Below are 15,918 nucleotides of genomic sequence, written 5' to 3'. Positions count from 1 at the left end.
TCCTATATTATCCTAATTTAATATTTATATATTTATATATTTAAATAAAATATATATATCCCTTCAACTTACTGAACATAGTAGCCACTATCTACCAAAAGCATCTTCGCTTTTTCAGCATCTATAGAATCCCACTCTTTTAATTCTATTTTAGGAGATCTTGGTATTGCACCAATATCTACAACTATTGCATTTGCTCCACAATCCAGTGCTTTTTTACTATATGGATGTATTATAATATCCTCTATATGACCCCTAGTCGCTATTCTCATAACAGCTACTATATGAGCAAGTCTATCTTCATCCAAATCTCCAAATTCAAACTTCGGTGTACCTTCTATAGATACTCTCTTCATAACACCAGCGACAGTCGTCTTTTCTTCAACTATAGCAAGTATCCTCTCTGCAATTTCTTCAGATGTATGTTCTGGTCCTATTGGTTCTAGATACTGAGATAAGATCATGCCTGAGTCTGTTATTTTTCCCAAAGTTTCTTTTCTATCATCTATAGAAAAGTCAGTATCCACACCTTCTCTTAGTCTGATTGTTTGATATACCATATCAAAACCTGCATCCTTCAACTCTTTTGATCTTCTAGAGTTATCATCTCCAGTATTTACAGTAAATACTACATCTTCTGGCAATATATTTTTTATTTTGCGGGCATAATAAATGAGCTTATCAAAATCATAAAACTCAGTAGTTCTAATGACAAGCCAATTAACACCATTTTCTATAAAAGCTTCTGTAATTTTCATTACTTCATCTTCTTCTAACTCATAATATTTTCTTGTAGAATTCCATTCTTCTCCCAAGGAGCAAAAGCTACAATTCATCTTACAACTTGCATAATCTAGCCCTATGGCAGCCCAAATCTTGCCTCTATTATCTGCAACACTCTTACTAATACTTCTGGCTAAAGCTCCCAATAACTTTACCTCTTGGGACTGTGAAGGTAGTTCTAAAAGGTTTACAATATCTTGTTTATCAAGAAGCTTACCATCCATAGCTTTCATTATGGAACTTTCAACCTTGTTTTTCATAATCCCTCCTAAATATACAATGTATCTTTAGTTAAAGACACATACTTTCTTAGTTTATCATTTATAATATTTATTATCAATTCTATCTCAATCTTATATATTTTTACTATATTTAGTTATATCAATATTCATATTTTCTATATGCTTTATATTTTATATTATTAGCAGATAATATTTTAATAATCTATTTACTTTTTATCATTTTTAATTTCTTATTTTCGATAATACTCCAAACATATTTATAATATCATTATAAATTCTTCTTTAATTATCTACTAGCTTTTTGTTTTCTTAATTATTTTTCTCATTTTTTATTTTTTATTCTATTCTAATATTATAATTTGCTTATTAAAATATTTTCTTATAAATTTGCGCAAAAAAAGAGTCGCCCGATCATTACGATACAGACAACCCCCTGATAGCAATTTTTTCTAAATTAAAAGTTAAATTACTTTACTTCTACTGATGCACCAGCAGCTTCTAACTTTTCCTTTATTTCGTTAGCTTCTTCCTTAGATGCGCCTTCCTTAACTGGCTTTGGAGCTCCGTCAACTAATTCCTTAGCATCCTTTAGTCCTAATCCTGTTATAGCTCTAACTTCCTTTATAACACCTATCTTTGAAGATCCAGCTGAAGTTAATATTACGTCAAATTCAGTCTTTTCTTCAGCAGCAGCACCGCCTGCAGCAGCTCCACCAACCATTACTGGAGCAGAAGCTGATACGCCGAATTTTTCTTCAGCAGCCTCAACTAATTCATTTAATTCTAAAACTTTCATGTTTTCTATAGCTTCTAAAATCTGTTCTATTGTCATTTTATTGCACCTCCGTGTATTATTTATCTTTTGTTTTGTCTTGATTTCATTTTAACTGTTTGGCATTTTAGCCTACCAGACTAGCTGGTATAAAACTTACGCTTCTGTAGCTTCGTCTTGCTTCTTTATTATTGCATCCAATAAGTATACGAAGTTTGACATTGGAGCCTTTAGGCTGCCAAGAAGCTTTGCAATAAGTACTTCTCTTGATGGTATTGATGCAAGAGCAACAATCTTTGATTCGTTGTAGAATTCACCTTCAACAACACCCATCTTTAGAGTTATCTTTTCTGGATTCTTATCCATAAAGCTCTTAAGTATTCTAGCTGGAGCAACTGGATCGTCATAACCAAAAGCTATTGCGTTTGGTCCTACTAACTGTTCTTCGTTGAAGTTTGCAAAAGCATCTCCACCAACTTGGCTAGCAGCTCTTCTTACAAGTGTATTCTTGTATACCTTGTATTCAACACCAGCTTCTCTCATCTGACTTCTTAGTTCTGTTACTTGCTCAACTGTTAGTCCCTTGTAATCAAGAACTATAACAGAAGCAGCTTTTTCTAGCTTTTCTGCTATCTCAGCAACAACAGCTGATTTAGTTTCCATAGCATTATTCATAATCTTAGTGCACCTCCTTCACAAAAATAAAGTTTAGCACTCACCGTAAAATATAAAAAACCCCTGCAACTAATTTATAGACTGCAAGGGTACAAGTATCACGTATATCGCAACCTCGGTGGGAAATTAAGCTATATCGCACCCACTGTCTACGGTAAATCTATTCTTTTTCAACATTGACAATAATATCATATATGTCAACCTGTGTCAACAGTATTTCAAATATTTATTTTTTATTTGAAATTTATTAGTCAGTTACCTTTGCAGGATTTATTTTAACACCAGGTCCCATTGACGCAGCAACTGTAACACTCTTCATATACTGCCCCTTAGTAGCAGATGGTCTAGCCTTTATTATAGCATCCATAAGTACCTTAAAGTTATCAAATACCTTTTCAGCACCGAATGAAGCCTTACCAACTGGAACGTGTATTATATTAGACTTATCTAGTCTATATTCTACCTTACCAGCCTTGATTTCTTCTACAGCCTTAGTAACATCAAAAGTAACTGTTCCAGACTTAGGATTTGGCATTAATCCCTTAGGTCCCAATACTCTACCTAGTCTACCAACTACACCCATCATATCTGGAGTAGCAACAACTATATCAAAATCAAACCAGTTTTCACCCTGAATCTTCTGAACTAAGTCTTCAGCTCCTACAAAATCTGCTCCTGCTTCTTCTGCTTCCTTAGCCTTTTCTCCCTTAGCGAAAACTAAAACCTTCTTAGTCTTACCTGTACCGTGTGGTAGTACTATAGCTCCTCTAACCTGCTGATCAGCATGTCTAGAGTCAACGCCTAGTCTTACATGTACTTCTATTGTTTCATCAAACTTTGCATTTGCAGTATCTACTGCTAGCTTTATCGCTTCTGAAGCATCATAGTATTCATTTCTATCTACTTTAGCGATTACTTCTTCGTATCTTTTACCTTTTCTTCCCATTTTAAATTCCTCCTTGTGGTATATACGGTATTTTTACCTCCCACTAATAAGGTATTTTACCTTACATAGCGAAATAAATTAGTTGATCTTATTAGTCAACTACTTCAACACCCATACTTCTAGCAGTTCCTGCGATCATTTTCATTGCAGATTCAACTGAAGCAGCGTTTAAATCCTTCATCTTAAGTTCAGCTATTTCCTGAACCTGAGCCTTAGTTATCTTACCAACCTTGTTCTTATTTGGTTCACCTGAACCTGACTTTAGGTTGATAGCCTTCTTGATAAGTACAGCAGCTGGTGGAGTCTTAGTTATGAAACTGAAAGATCTATCCTGATATACTGTTATAACAACTGGTATAAGCATTCCTGCCTGATCTGCTGTCTTAGCGTTGAATTCCTTTGTGAACGCCATAATATTAACACCGTGCTGTCCTAGTGCTGGTCCAACTGGTGGAGCTGGAGTTGCCTTTCCTGCAGGTATCTGTAATTTAATTTGTCCTATAATTTTCTTAGCCATTGTGTTGCACCTCCTTAAACTTTCTCTATATTTTCAAGCCCTAGTGTTACCAAGGCCTTCCTACCAAATGCATTAACATAGACTTTTACTTCTCTTTTTTCGATGTTTATGTCTTCTACTTCTCCAATATTATCAACAAAAGCACCACTTATTACTCTTACTGCATCTCCTGGGTTCAGATCAACATCACCAGAGACAATTTTGTCAGATGGAAGTTCAATTCCCATATTAAACACTTCGTCTTCTGTTAGAGGAACTGGCTTTGAGCCAGGTCCAACGAATCCTGTAACACCCTTAGTATTTCTAACAATATACCAAGATTCATCAGTCATTTCCATCTTCACTATTACGTAACTTGGAAATATCTTTCTTTGACTAATTTTTTCCTTACCAGTCTTCGTAGTTGTTACTACATCTTCTGTTGGAACTACTACCAATTCGATAATATCTTCCATTCCCCTGTTTTTAACAGTATTTTCAATTGTAGTTTTTACTTTGTTTTCATGACCAGAATAAGTATGAACGACATACCATCTCTTACTTCTTTCTTCTGACATAAAAAATCATCCTTTCAATATGGATTACTACTATCTACCAATTAGCATACTTAAAAGCTTTGATAAGCCAGTGTCTACTAACCAAACAAATAGAGTAGCTATTACTACTACTGCCAAGACTACTGAAGTCTTACTAGCTAGCTCTCCCTTAGTTGGCCATGTTACTTGTTTAAGTTCATTTATTGTTCCCTTAAAAAAGCCAACTTTTTTCTCTGAAACTTCTACATTTTCCTTAGCCATCTAATCACATCCTTTACGCTAAACACTTAGTTTCCTGATGTGTCTCAATTACTTAGTTTCTTTATGAGTAGTATGCTTCTTACAGAATTTACAGTACTTCTGTAATTCTATTCTGTCAGGATTATTCTTCTTATTCTTTGTTGTATGGTAATTTCTCTGACCACAGTCCTTACATGCTAAAGTTACTTTAACTCTCATCATTACACCTCCATGATTAATTTTATATATGATGATATAGCTTCCTGAAAAAAATCAAGTAACTATTACCTTCCGTAATTTTTACAACTCAAACTGACGCCTATAGAAAAGCCGTCTAAAATAAAATACCACAAATTTATTGCTATGTCAATTCATTTGCGGTATTTTAATCTGTTTTATTTAATTTTTATTTTTTATTTTTTAAAGCTTTAAAAATGCTTTATATTTGAATTAAATTCTATACTAAACTAGATAGTATATAATTATTTATTAATCGTTTCCTATTACCTGAAGATCCTTAGTATATGAGTTTAGCACTTCGCATCCATCTTCTGTAATAAGAACTAAGTCTTCTATTCTAACACCGAAATCACCTGGTAGGTAAATTCCTGGTTCTATTGAGAATATCATTCCTGGTTCGGCTACATCTGTATTAACAGATGATACATCTCCATAGTCATGATCTTCTAGACCTATATGGTGTCCTGTTCTATGAGTGAAGTATTCTCCATATCCCTTTTCAGTTATATAGTCTCTACAAGCTGCATCTATATCACAGAATCTTGCACCTGGCTTAGAAGCTTCTATACCTCTTCTATTAGCTTCTACTACTATATCATAGACTTCCTTGCCCTTTTCACTTACTTCTTTCCAGAATACTGTTCTAGTCATATCAGAGCAGTACATATCCTTCTTGCATCCGATATCTACAATTATAGCATCTCCTGGCTGAGCATATCTATCTCCTGGTTCACCATGTGGGTTTGCACCGTTAGCAGCCATTCCTATAATAGGGTCAAATGAAAGACCTTCAGCTCCCATTTCCTTGTATAAGTTTATTAGTTCATCTGCTATTTGCTTTTCTGTCTTATCTCCTGTGATTCTGCCTATGATTTCTTCACAAGCCTTATCATTCATTATAGAAACATTTCTCATAAGTTGCTTTTCTTCATCATCTTTATACATTCTTGATGTGTCTACTATAAATGAAGAATTTACAAACTTACTGTCTGGGCATAAATCCATTAAAGCAAGTACAAATCTTGCTGGCCAGTTCTTATCGACACCGATAGTTTGTCCCTTTTCCATATACTTAGCTACAACTGCTACTGAGTCATCTGTATCTGAGAATATAACCTTTTCTACACCTAGATCTTCTTCTATGGGGAATAGAGCGTTCACAAATAACTTATGATCTCCATTTTCCTTTAAGCATAGTGCATATAATCTTTCTCCTGGATTTAGTAAAAATCCTGTAAGATAGAATATTGAAAGTGGATCACTTACTATCATCTGAGGAATATTATTTTCCTTCATCTTCTTTAAAACTTTACTTACTCTGTTGTCTTTCATAATTAGGCCTCCACAAAAAAATATTATGAACCTCGATTTATTTTTTAGAATATTTTCTATTTAATAATAAAATCAAAATTCATTTATAATTATAACACTTAATCGCAATAAATAAAACGTTTTTACGAAAAACATTATATTTATTATTTACTAATTCCAGATATTTGTTATTTCATTGTCTTTTGCTAGAATTCTACTATTGTGTGTGCTATAATTTTGATTAGAGTAGTATTTATAAGCTTTATATTATACTATTTTTATCGTCTTTAAACAAATAAAAATTGAATAATATTTGGATTAACTAGTAAAATACTACAAAAAATATTTTTTTCAAAGGAGTAGTAATATGAGCGAATTAAGAACACTTTATCCATCAATTGAAGCTAACTTTACTGATTTTATCAAGGTAGATGATGTTCATAATATTTATTATGAAGAATCAGGTAACCCAAACGGAAAGCCAGTCGTATTCTTACATGGAGGTCCAGGATGCGGTACTGCACCATCTTGTAGACAGTTCTTCGATCCAGAATTTTACAGAATAATACTATTTGACCAGAGAGGTAGTGGTAAGAGTACACCACACGCCAATCTTACTAACAATGATACTGATAGTATCATTTCAGATATGGAAAAGATCAGAGAAAAATTAGGAATAGAAAAGTGGCTAGTATTTGGTGGTAGCTGGGGATCAACTCTTGCTCTAAGCTATGCTATCAAGCATCCTGAAAAGGTTGTCGGACTAGTACTTAGAGGTATATTCCTAGGTAGACAAGAAGATATAGACTGGATATATCAAGAAGGTGGAGCGTCTAATATATTCCCTGACAAGTGGGAAGACTATGTAAGCGTTATACCAGAAGCTGAAAGAGATGATATAATTACAGCTTACTACAAGAGACTTACAAGTGATGATAGAGCTACTAGAGTAGAAGCTGCTAGAGCTTGGAGTATGTGGGAAGGAAGCATTGTTACTTTACTTCCAAATGAAGATGTAGTAAATGATTTTGGTGATGAAGATTATGCTATTTCTATGGCTACAATTGAATGCCATTTCTGGATGAACAATATGTTTAGAGAAAACAGAAACTATATTCTAGATGAGGCTGATATTATCAAGGATATACCTACTACTATTGTTCACGGAAGATATGATATGGACTGTAGATTTATAGGTGCTTGGCTGCTTAGTAAGAAGCTAAATAATTGCGACCTAAATATTACTATCTCAGGCCACTCTTCTGGAGAACCAGAAATAATAGATAGATTAGTAAAAGCAACTGATAATTACAAGAAATTATTTTAAAAATCAGAATAGAAGTAAGAAGTAAATTATTATCTTTTAGCATTAATATACTAAATAATCAGAATCTACTATAAAAAAGAGAGCTTTTTTGCTCTCTTTTTATTTGCCCAAATTCAATTGAAAAATAACTCATTTAATTACCTGAATTTCTTATCTACTCTTCCTAACTAAATTACTATATATCTTCTCTATCTATATATTCTCTATCTTCTCTATCTATAATATTCATAAAGGACTTTCTTAAAATCTTTATTGACCATATTTCTTCTAGTTTTTTATAAATCATCAGCTAGCATTCTCATATATAGTTATCAGTAGTTTATTTTTAGGTTTTGTTTGACTTTATAGTCTTCTAAACTCATTAATTAAACTATAAGCTATCTCTATAAATCCATATAAAATTGGAGTCTGTATATAACTATATAAATCCATATAAAATAAAAAGACTGCTACATATGCAGCAGTCTTTTTTATAAAAATGTTATTATTTATAAGTTTTATTTAATTAAGCTTCATCATCTTCTACTAACTTATTAAGTGGCTTAGTTAATAAGAACATTATAACTGCAACAACAAATGATACTATTGCAAATGTTACGAATATATTGTAGATACCAAGTTTTTCAACGAATCCCTGGATATATCCATTTAACTTAGATGCCGCAAATGTTGCGAATGTCCAAACACCCATTAGTAATGAGAAGTACTTCTTTGGAGCAAACTTACTTACAAATGAGTTTCCAAGTGGAGAGAAACAAATCTCACCTATTGTCAACAATAGTCCAAATAGGAATAACCATAATACAGTTACCTGATGGCTTGCATCAGCACCTACACCTCTTGATAATTCCATAGCTATAAGCACAACATATGCAACACCTAGGAATATAAATGATATAGTAACCTTCTGGAACATTGACAAGTCACCTTGAGGTCTCTGAGATAGTTTGAACCATAACTTAGATGCAGCTAAACTTAAGAATATACATAATAGACCATTCCAAGTAGTAGATAAATGCTGAGGAGCAAATGTAAATCCACCTAATGTCATGTTAACATACTTGTCCATGTATATAGTTAGTGCTATATCTTGCTGATAGTAGAATAACCAGAATATAATAGATACAAATGATACAAATACTATCGCAGCAACTCTCTTCTTTTCGTTCTTAGTAAGAGGTTCACTAGCTTCTTTCTTAGCTTCTTCTTTAGTTTCTTCTTCATCAGCTTCACCAACAATGTTACCATCTACGTCAGTTCTGTACTTGAATGGCTTTTTACCCTGTCCCTGAAGTGTTCCATATCCTAATGTAAAGAATATACCACCTAACAGTACTAAAATACCACAAACCAAGAATACTGGTCTAAATCCAAATACGTCTCCCTGCTTAAATGTACTCATATAAAGAACACCAGTGATTGCAGAACCTAGCATTGCACCAACGTTAACAAATGAATACTGAACTGAGAATGCAGAGTCAAGTAAATCTTCATCATCAAATAGACGACCAATAATTGCTGCAAGGTTACCCTTGAATAAACCAGTACCTATTGATACTATAGCAATCATTAATAAGATTGAATTTACTCCAGTTGCCTTCCAACCAAACATATAACCAATGGCCATAAGTACACAACCTATTGATACTGCATATCTAGCTCCTAACCAACGGTCACAAATAAATCCACCAATAACTGGTGCGATATAAGTCCAAGCAGTAAAGTCTGCAGCTATAATAGCTGCCTCTTTAGTATCAATTCCTAAACCACCCTGTGATACAGCTGTGATTAAGAAAAGGATAAGTAGTGGCTTGCTACCATAGAAAGCAAATCTTTCGAATGTGTAAGTTAAACTTGACACATAAAAGCCCTTTGGGTATTTTGCTTTAATTTCTCCCATAAACCTAAACCCTCCTTAAGATTAAATTAATAATATAAAATTTTACGTTATCATATGAGACTACAATAACGTTATCAGAGGGATATTAATATCCCTCAATCAACAGTTTATATTCTAATTAAGATTTAGTCAAGGTATTTACAAAAATAAAAAAATAATATTTTTATATTTTAAAAATTTAGTGAATATTCAAAACTATGAATGTGTTTATCATCAAATATTCTTACTTATTCATATATTTTTTAAGTATTTCTTCAATAATATCTACTCTACTAAATGGTGTTATTAGGTAAAAACCGTCCACTTTATCTTCAATCCTCTTCATAAACTCTAGACTTATTTCTACGGCTAATTTATCCGACTTTTCTTTGGATTTTCCCTTATATTTTTCAATTATTTCATTCTCAATGCTTATCCCTGATATTTCCTCATTCATAAAAATAGCGTTTCTATAACTAATAATAGGAATTATTCCTCCCATAATTTTTGATTTCAATTCTTTCTTTGCCCAAATCAAATTTTTTATAGCTCTTTCAGATGCTATTACTTGAGTAAAAAACACCTCTACTCCAGCAAGCTCTTTATTCTTTGCTTTTTCTAATTCAATTGCAAAATTTCTTGCATTTACATTCAATCCGCTTGATATCATCATACTGTTTGTAAATAGCTTTTCGTTAAGATCTTTTATATACTGTGCCAGTATCCTTGAATTGAAATTGAAAACAGGCTTTATTTCATTTTTTTCAGCATTCGGAATAGGGTCACCTGTCACTATAATCAGATTTCTTATATTTTCAATATTTAAACCTAATAAAAGTGCCTTACTTGCATTTAGATTTCTATCTCTGCAAGTTAGATGAACTATAGGCTCTATATCCAACTCATTTTTTAGCTTATATGCCATAAGAGAGCTGTCTATCCTTGCCCTAGCCACTGGACAATCTGCAATCGTAATAGCGTCCACACCCGCCTTTTTCAAGCTATGTGCATTTTCCATATATTTTTCTATATTGATATCAGCTGGAGGATCCAGTTCAACTGCAATAACCTTCTTTGAAGAAAGCAGCTTATCATAAAATATATTGGGCTTTTCCTTTGTATTTATTTTATGTGAAGCCTTTCTATTATCATTTGATATCTGTCTTTTAATATTTTTAGAGACTTTTTTATCAGCTAAAAGCCTATTCATTTTACCTATATGTTTAGGTGTCGTACCACAACAAGCACCAATAATTTCTACTCCATAATCAAGAAAGTCCATCATAGTATTGGCGAAATAGTTGCTATTATCTGAATAATACACCCTATTATTTATAATTGTTGGATAAGATGCATTCGGCATTATAGAAATAATTTTTCCATCTAGATTGATTTTTTCTATAGTATTCAATAAATATCCTGGTCCAGAAATACAATTAAATCCTACTGAATCAATAAAATTACTTTTTGAGACATTCTCAATTAGTTTTTCTCCATAATATCCTTTTCTTGTATATCCGTCTGGATTTATAGCAAAGGAAACTATAATGAAAGAATCCTCCTCTTTATTTTTTATATATTCACATAGATCCAATAAAAATATATCCTCATCTAAAGTTTCAAATATGAAATTTTTTGCTCCAAGCTCTAAAAATTTATCCACAATATCCACATATTCTTCCAGAAATTCTTTATAATTATATGGCTCTGACGGATGGGCAATTGGCCCAATATCTGCAAATACAAATCTATCATCTATATTAATTTTATTATCTGCACAATAATCTGCTACAGCTTCATTGGCCAAATTATAGCTAGACTCTATAATAGTAGCTAGTACATTCTCTGAGCAGTTCAAAGCTCTTTTATTAGCTCCAAAGCTATTAGTCTTAATCGCTATTGCACCTGCCTCTAGATATTCTTTATGTATATTTAAAATGGACTCTCTATCAAAGATATTTGCCATCTCACATTCTGGAAGAGGGCTTTTAATACTGTCTCTGTAATAAGTTCCCATCGCACCATCAAATAATAGAGGTAATTTACTTTTTATTCTATCCACATTATCCATAGCTTATCCCCTATCCAAATACTATTTGAGCACACTCAACACTTTTTTTAGCATCTTTACAATAATAATCCGCATCAATTTTAAGAGCATACTCCTCGGTAAGAACTGCACCTCCAACCATAATTTTACAAGCTGGTGCTACTTTTCTCACCCTTTCAATCGTTTTTTCCATACTTTTTAGGGTAGTTGTCATAAGTGCACTCAAGCCCAAGAGCTTTATATCATATTTAACTACTGCATCTACTACCTTTTCTATATCCACATCTCTTCCCAGATCTATTACATTGTATCCATAATTCTCTAAAATTACTTTCACTATATTTTTCCCTATATCATGAATGTCTCCCTTGACTGTAGCCATCACTATATCACCTTTTGATACACTAGCCTTTCCCTGAGATGACACTCTTTCTTTTATTAGATCAAAGGCTTCTTGAGATGCTTCGGCAGATTTGATTAGTTGAGGCAAAAATATTTCTCCCTTTTCATAGTTATCTCCAACTCTATCCAAAGCAGGTATCAGTTTATTATTTATTATTTCAAGTTCAGAATGACTTTTTAATAAATTTTTTGTAATCTCTTTAGTCTCTTCTTTAAGACCTTTTTCTATAGCCTCTTCTATGCTGATTCCTTCTTTGTTTCCCGAGCTTTTATTTTTTTTTCTATAAATCTTACTTTTATTTATATCTTTTTCATCATCTTCTTGAAAATCAGCAAATTTTTCTATATATTCTTGTGAATCCTTATCTATACTATTTAATAACTTAAATGCTGAGATATTATCCATTATCTGATCTGATGCTGGATTTACAATAGCTAAATCTAATCCATTTTCCATAGCCATAGTCAAAAACGTAGAATTTATAAGATCTCTATTCGGAAGTCCAAAAGAAATATTAGATACTCCTAAGATCGTTTTTAAACCCAGATTTTCCTTTACTAGCTTTATAGCTTTTAATGTCTCTTTGGCTGAATCTTGCTCAGCCGATACAGTAAGTGCTAAACAATCTATATATATGTCTTCTTTTTTTATAGCATATTTCTCACATTCTCTATATATTCTCTGAGCTATTTCAAATCTTTTTTCTGCTGTTTTTGGAATTCCCTTTTCATCTAAAGTCAAAGCAATTACTCCTGCACCATATTTTTTTGCTAGAGGCAAAATATTATCCATAGACTTTTGCTCACCATTTACAGAATTTAGTAAGGGCTTTCCATTATATACCCTAAGACCTGCTTCCAAGGCTTCATAGTTTGAGCTATCTATCTGAAGTGGTATATCTGTTACAGATTGAATCGCCTTTATTACTTTGCTCATCATCTTAGGCTCATCTATCTCAGGAAGACCTATATTTATATCTAATATATCCGCACCCTCGTCTAGCTGCTCTATTGCCTGAGTCAATATATAGTCCATATCCTCATTTATTAGAGCGTCTTTAAATCTTTCCTTACCAGTTGGGTTGATCCTCTCCCCCACAACTTTTATACTATCTATCTCCAAAGATGAACTCTGAGTGCAGACTATAGATTTTCTTTTGTTGTTAATTTTGTCTTCTATATTATTTTTCTCTTTTATATATAGTGTATCTAAAGCCTTCTTTATTTTTGATATATACTCTGGAGTTGTACCACAGCAGCCACCTATATATTTTACTCCTAGCTTGGCTATCTCTACTATATATCTACAATATTTATCTGCATCTAAATCATATCCGCCCGTTTCAAGATTTGGAAGACCTGCATTTGCCTTTACTATTATATCTATGTTTGAAAGTTTTCTTATTCTTTTGGCTATTGGATATATCTCGTCTGGACCTAGAGAACAGTTGATTCCCAAAGCATCTACTCCCAAACCTTCTGCAGTTGCTACAAAGGACTCCACACTACAACCTGTAAAAGTCCTTCCATTTTTTTCAAATGTCATACTTGTAAATACAGGAAGAGATGTATTTTCCTTGGCTGCAAGAATAGCTGCCTTTAACTCATACAAATCTGTCATTGTCTCTATTACAATCAAATCAACTCCACTTTTTTGTCCAATTAGCATCTGCTCCTTAAAAATATCATAAGCTTGCTCAAATGAAAGACTTCCATTTGGCTCCAATAACTCTCCTATAGGACCAACATCTAGGGCGACACATACATCTTGGCATCCACTTCTTGCAGCCAAAACAGCATTTGAAATAACACTTTCAATATCCAAACCCGTCCCTTCTAACTTATGTCTGTTTGCTCCAAAAGTATTTGTATAAACTATCTCAGAGCCACTCTTTTCATATAGGGAGTGTATCTCAGATATAACACTTGTATTTGTAATATTAAATTCTTCAGGTCTCTCTCCCAAGCTAAGACCTGACTTTTGAAGCATAGTCCCCATTGCACCATCTAAAATTACAAAGCCATCTCTTTTCATTAGTTCATCTATCTTCATACACACCCTCCTAAAAAACTTTCTTACAAAAATTCCCAAACTTTCTATATTCGCAATCCATAAACATATTGCAGTTTTCACAGCCAGTAAATCTCTTTTTTTCCATTTTTTCTGATATTCCTATTATTGCAGTTACCGATTTTCTAGGTATCATAATTCCACTACTACTAAGATTAATCCCTATCTTTCTTCTAGCATCAAGTACTTCTATAAAATCTTTTTGAATTTCTATAGGTAAATCTCCATATCCAGGACTGAATCTATCTGTAGTATATTTTCCTTTTTTTTCAATGCTAGATCTTATATTTTCAGTAATTTGATTACATATAGATTCAACTGCACTACTTGCACAGCTATCCATAATAATTGATTTTGCTAGATTTCTTATCTGCAAAGTTCTAATTACTTGCTCTATCCTTATCCCCAAAGTTGCCGCTAGCAGTATACAGCTACTGGAGTTTTCTAAAAGTTGTTTAATATCCCCACCTTGAAGTTCAAAATTGCTATTTTCTAAAAATACTTTGTCTTCTCTTCTATCTATATTGAATATCTGGTAAATATATTTAGGATTTGAAATCTCTATGACTTCCTTTATACACTCGTCTATTAAATTATTTATTTCTATTGGAATTTCACTCCCTCTATATGATAAATACTTTAATACTTCCTGTCTGTTAATCTTTTCAATTTCAATATCCATAATACTCCACCCCTTTTTCTTTATTAGTAGTATTATACATACTTTTAAGCTTTTTAGTCAAAATCAACATTTTTACTCTTATCTTTAAAAACTTATAACTCTCATTTTTTTGTACTTTTAACACTTTTTACTTAGAGTTTAATTTTTTTTAATTATAGTTTTTAATTTGCTTTATCTGTATAATATTTTATTTGCTATACTGCTCTTTCTACAATTTTTTCTATATTATAATCAGTTCTTTGATATACACAGTAATTCAACCAGTTTGAAAAAAGCAGATTACTGTGAGCCTTCCACTTTACAGATATCTCTGAGTTTGGATCATTATTTCTATAATAGTTTATAGGTACTTCTATATCTAGACCCAAATTTTTATCCCTCAGATACTCTTGTTCAAGCGTATCTTCATCATATTCACCATGTCCTGTTAGGAAAATAAATCTTTCATCTTTTGTAGAGGCAATATTTAAGCCTACATCTTGAGAGGAGGAAAGAACTATCAAATCCTCAACATTTTTCACTTCTTCTAAACTTGAATAAGTATGTCTTGAATGGGGTACAAAAAACTCATCATCAAATCCATTTGTAATTATTGAATCTTTCTCTAAATTACACTTATATACACCAAACAATTTTTTATCCAATTTTTTCTTTCCAATTCCATAGTAGTGATACAGTGCAGCTTGAGATGCCCAACATATAAACATAGTTGAATAAACATTTTTCTTTGCAAACTCAAGAATTTCCAGCATTTCATCCCAATAATCTACCTCTTCAAACTCCAAGTTTTCTATAGGTGCACCTGTAACTATCATTGCATCATATTTTTTATTTTTAATATCATCTAGTGTTACATAGAAATTTTCTAAATGCTCTTTGGAAGTATTTTTACTTTCGTGACTTTTAGTCTTTACAAAATCTATCTTTACCTGCAGCGCTGTGTTTGATATTCTTCTTAAAATCTGGGTCTCAGTTTTTACTTTTGTAGGCATCAAATTTACTATTGCCAGCTCTAAAGGTCTAATATCTTGTCTATTAGCTCTTTCCTTATCCATAACAAATATATTTTCATCTATCAAAGTCTGATAAGCTGGTAAATCTCTAGGTATAATTATCGGCATTTTAATATTCCTTTCCTTTAATATTGGGGACTGGCTCTTTTTTAGTAAACTAAAAGACAATCCCCCCTATTAGTTTTTCTCTTAAATTTATTTTAAACTCCCATAAGAAATAACATAAGTCTAT

The 15,918-nt window shown here is 32.4% G+C and carries 15 protein-coding genes and 1 other annotated feature; of the genes, 1 reads left to right on the top strand and 14 read right to left on the bottom strand.

Translation table 11 applies throughout. The annotated features are described in order from the left end of the window. Positions 1-68: 68 nt before the first annotated feature. From UF10_RS07655 to UF10_RS07615, 9 genes are all read right to left on the bottom strand, one after another. Positions 69-1,043: a radical SAM protein gene (locus tag UF10_RS07655; protein ID WP_106777207.1), complete on the bottom strand. Its 975-nt coding sequence runs from the start codon at positions 1,041-1,043 to the stop codon at positions 69-71. Positions 1,044-1,491: 448 nt separating this feature from the next. Then, positions 1,492-1,857, bottom strand: a complete 366-nt coding sequence (gene rplL, locus UF10_RS07650; RefSeq protein ID WP_106777206.1) for a 50S ribosomal protein L7/L12 — start codon at positions 1,855-1,857, stop codon at positions 1,492-1,494. A gap of 96 nt (positions 1,858-1,953) precedes the next feature. Continuing rightward, on the bottom strand, positions 1,954-2,472 hold the full coding sequence (gene rplJ, locus UF10_RS07645; protein WP_106777205.1) for a 50S ribosomal protein L10: 519 nt from the start codon (positions 2,470-2,472) through the stop codon (positions 1,954-1,956). Between the two features lie 45 nt (positions 2,473-2,517). Next, positions 2,518-2,645: a sequence feature (ribosomal protein L10 leader region), on the bottom strand. Between the two features lie 74 nt (positions 2,646-2,719). After that, positions 2,720-3,418, bottom strand: coding sequence for a 50S ribosomal protein L1 (gene rplA / locus UF10_RS07640; RefSeq protein WP_106777204.1), 699 nt, complete (start codon positions 3,416-3,418; stop codon positions 2,720-2,722). Positions 3,419-3,509: 91 nt separating this feature from the next. Beyond that, positions 3,510-3,935 (bottom strand): 50S ribosomal protein L11, encoded by a 426-nt coding sequence (gene rplK / locus UF10_RS07635; protein WP_106777203.1) that lies wholly within the window; start codon positions 3,933-3,935, stop codon positions 3,510-3,512. 14 nt (positions 3,936-3,949) lie between these two features. Next, the gene (gene nusG / locus UF10_RS07630) at positions 3,950-4,492 is read right to left on the bottom strand and encodes a transcription termination/antitermination protein NusG (protein WP_106777202.1); all 543 of its coding nucleotides are present in this window, start codon (positions 4,490-4,492) and stop codon (positions 3,950-3,952) included. Between the two features lie 30 nt (positions 4,493-4,522). After that, positions 4,523-4,732, bottom strand: a complete 210-nt coding sequence (gene secE, locus UF10_RS07625) for a preprotein translocase subunit SecE (RefSeq protein ID WP_106777201.1) — start codon at positions 4,730-4,732, stop codon at positions 4,523-4,525. Positions 4,733-4,780: 48 nt separating this feature from the next. Beyond that, positions 4,781-4,930, bottom strand: a complete 150-nt coding sequence (gene rpmG / locus UF10_RS07620) for a 50S ribosomal protein L33 (protein ID WP_106777200.1) — start codon at positions 4,928-4,930, stop codon at positions 4,781-4,783. Positions 4,931-5,200: 270 nt separating this feature from the next. Next, positions 5,201-6,283 (bottom strand): M24 family metallopeptidase, encoded by a 1,083-nt coding sequence (locus UF10_RS07615; RefSeq protein WP_106777199.1) that lies wholly within the window; start codon positions 6,281-6,283, stop codon positions 5,201-5,203. A 346-nt stretch (positions 6,284-6,629) separates the two neighbouring features. On the opposite strand from UF10_RS07615, the gene pip reads away from it, so the two are divergent. Continuing rightward, the gene (gene pip / locus UF10_RS07610) at positions 6,630-7,589 is read left to right on the top strand and encodes a prolyl aminopeptidase (RefSeq protein ID WP_106777198.1); all 960 of its coding nucleotides are present in this window, start codon (positions 6,630-6,632) and stop codon (positions 7,587-7,589) included. Between the two features lie 505 nt (positions 7,590-8,094). Here the strand turns inward: pip and UF10_RS07605 are convergent. The 5 genes from UF10_RS07605 to UF10_RS07585 all read right to left on the bottom strand — a co-directional run bounded on the left by UF10_RS07605 (position 8,095) and on the right by UF10_RS07585 (position 15,794). Next, positions 8,095-9,489, bottom strand: a complete 1,395-nt coding sequence (locus tag UF10_RS07605; protein WP_106777197.1) for a peptide MFS transporter — start codon at positions 9,487-9,489, stop codon at positions 8,095-8,097. Between the two features lie 223 nt (positions 9,490-9,712). After that, the gene (locus UF10_RS07600) at positions 9,713-11,539 is read right to left on the bottom strand and encodes a bifunctional homocysteine S-methyltransferase/methylenetetrahydrofolate reductase (protein WP_106777196.1); all 1,827 of its coding nucleotides are present in this window, start codon (positions 11,537-11,539) and stop codon (positions 9,713-9,715) included. Positions 11,540-11,549: 10 nt separating this feature from the next. After that, complete coding sequence (locus UF10_RS07595) at positions 11,550-13,973, bottom strand: homocysteine S-methyltransferase family protein (RefSeq protein WP_106777195.1); 2,424 nt, start codon at positions 13,971-13,973, stop codon at positions 11,550-11,552. Positions 13,974-13,983: 10 nt separating this feature from the next. Next, positions 13,984-14,673 (bottom strand): vitamin B12 dependent-methionine synthase activation domain-containing protein, encoded by a 690-nt coding sequence (locus UF10_RS07590; protein WP_106777194.1) that lies wholly within the window; start codon positions 14,671-14,673, stop codon positions 13,984-13,986. A gap of 194 nt (positions 14,674-14,867) precedes the next feature. Beyond that, positions 14,868-15,794, bottom strand: a complete 927-nt coding sequence (locus UF10_RS07585) for a homoserine O-succinyltransferase (protein ID WP_106777261.1) — start codon at positions 15,792-15,794, stop codon at positions 14,868-14,870. Between the last annotated feature and the right edge of the window lie 124 nt (positions 15,795-15,918).

Source organism: Peptostreptococcus russellii, from assembly GCF_003012055.1.
GTDB classification, from domain to species: Bacteria; Bacillota; Clostridia; order Peptostreptococcales; family Peptostreptococcaceae; genus Peptostreptococcus; species Peptostreptococcus russellii.
Note: the sequence above shows the minus strand (reverse complement) of the source record. Positions and strands in the feature narration are given on the sequence as shown.

What these genes read in the sequence shown, in the direction of transcription:
- UF10_RS07590 (WP_106777194.1), bottom strand. Translation starts at nt 14,673, where the DNA reads ATGGATATTGAAATTGAAAAGATTAACAGACAGGAAGTATTAAAGTAT.
- rplA (WP_106777204.1), bottom strand. Translation starts at nt 3,418, where the DNA reads ATGGGAAGAAAAGGTAAAAGATACGAAGAAGTAATCGCTAAAGTAGAT.
- rplJ (WP_106777205.1), bottom strand. Translation starts at nt 2,472, where the DNA reads ATGAATAATGCTATGGAAACTAAATCAGCTGTTGTTGCTGAGATAGCA.
- rpmG (WP_106777200.1), bottom strand. Translation starts at nt 4,930, where the DNA reads ATGAGAGTTAAAGTAACTTTAGCATGTAAGGACTGTGGTCAGAGAAAT.
- UF10_RS07615 (WP_106777199.1), bottom strand. Translation starts at nt 6,283, where the DNA reads ATGAAAGACAACAGAGTAAGTAAAGTTTTAAAGAAGATGAAGGAAAAT.
- UF10_RS07655 (WP_106777207.1), bottom strand. Translation starts at nt 1,043, where the DNA reads ATGAAAAACAAGGTTGAAAGTTCCATAATGAAAGCTATGGATGGTAAG.
- UF10_RS07600 (WP_106777196.1), bottom strand. Translation starts at nt 11,539, where the DNA reads ATGGATAATGTGGATAGAATAAAAAGTAAATTACCTCTATTATTTGAT.
- secE (WP_106777201.1), bottom strand. Translation starts at nt 4,732, where the DNA reads ATGGCTAAGGAAAATGTAGAAGTTTCAGAGAAAAAAGTTGGCTTTTTT.
- UF10_RS07585 (WP_106777261.1), bottom strand. Translation starts at nt 15,794, where the DNA reads ATGCCGATAATTATACCTAGAGATTTACCAGCTTATCAGACTTTGATA.
- UF10_RS07595 (WP_106777195.1), bottom strand. Translation starts at nt 13,973, where the DNA reads ATGAAGATAGATGAACTAATGAAAAGAGATGGCTTTGTAATTTTAGAT.
- rplK (WP_106777203.1), bottom strand. Translation starts at nt 3,935, where the DNA reads ATGGCTAAGAAAATTATAGGACAAATTAAATTACAGATACCTGCAGGA.
- UF10_RS07605 (WP_106777197.1), bottom strand. Translation starts at nt 9,489, where the DNA reads ATGGGAGAAATTAAAGCAAAATACCCAAAGGGCTTTTATGTGTCAAGT.
- pip (WP_106777198.1), top strand. Translation starts at nt 6,630, where the DNA reads ATGAGCGAATTAAGAACACTTTATCCATCAATTGAAGCTAACTTTACT.
- rplL (WP_106777206.1), bottom strand. Translation starts at nt 1,857, where the DNA reads ATGACAATAGAACAGATTTTAGAAGCTATAGAAAACATGAAAGTTTTA.
- nusG (WP_106777202.1), bottom strand. Translation starts at nt 4,492, where the DNA reads ATGTCAGAAGAAAGAAGTAAGAGATGGTATGTCGTTCATACTTATTCT.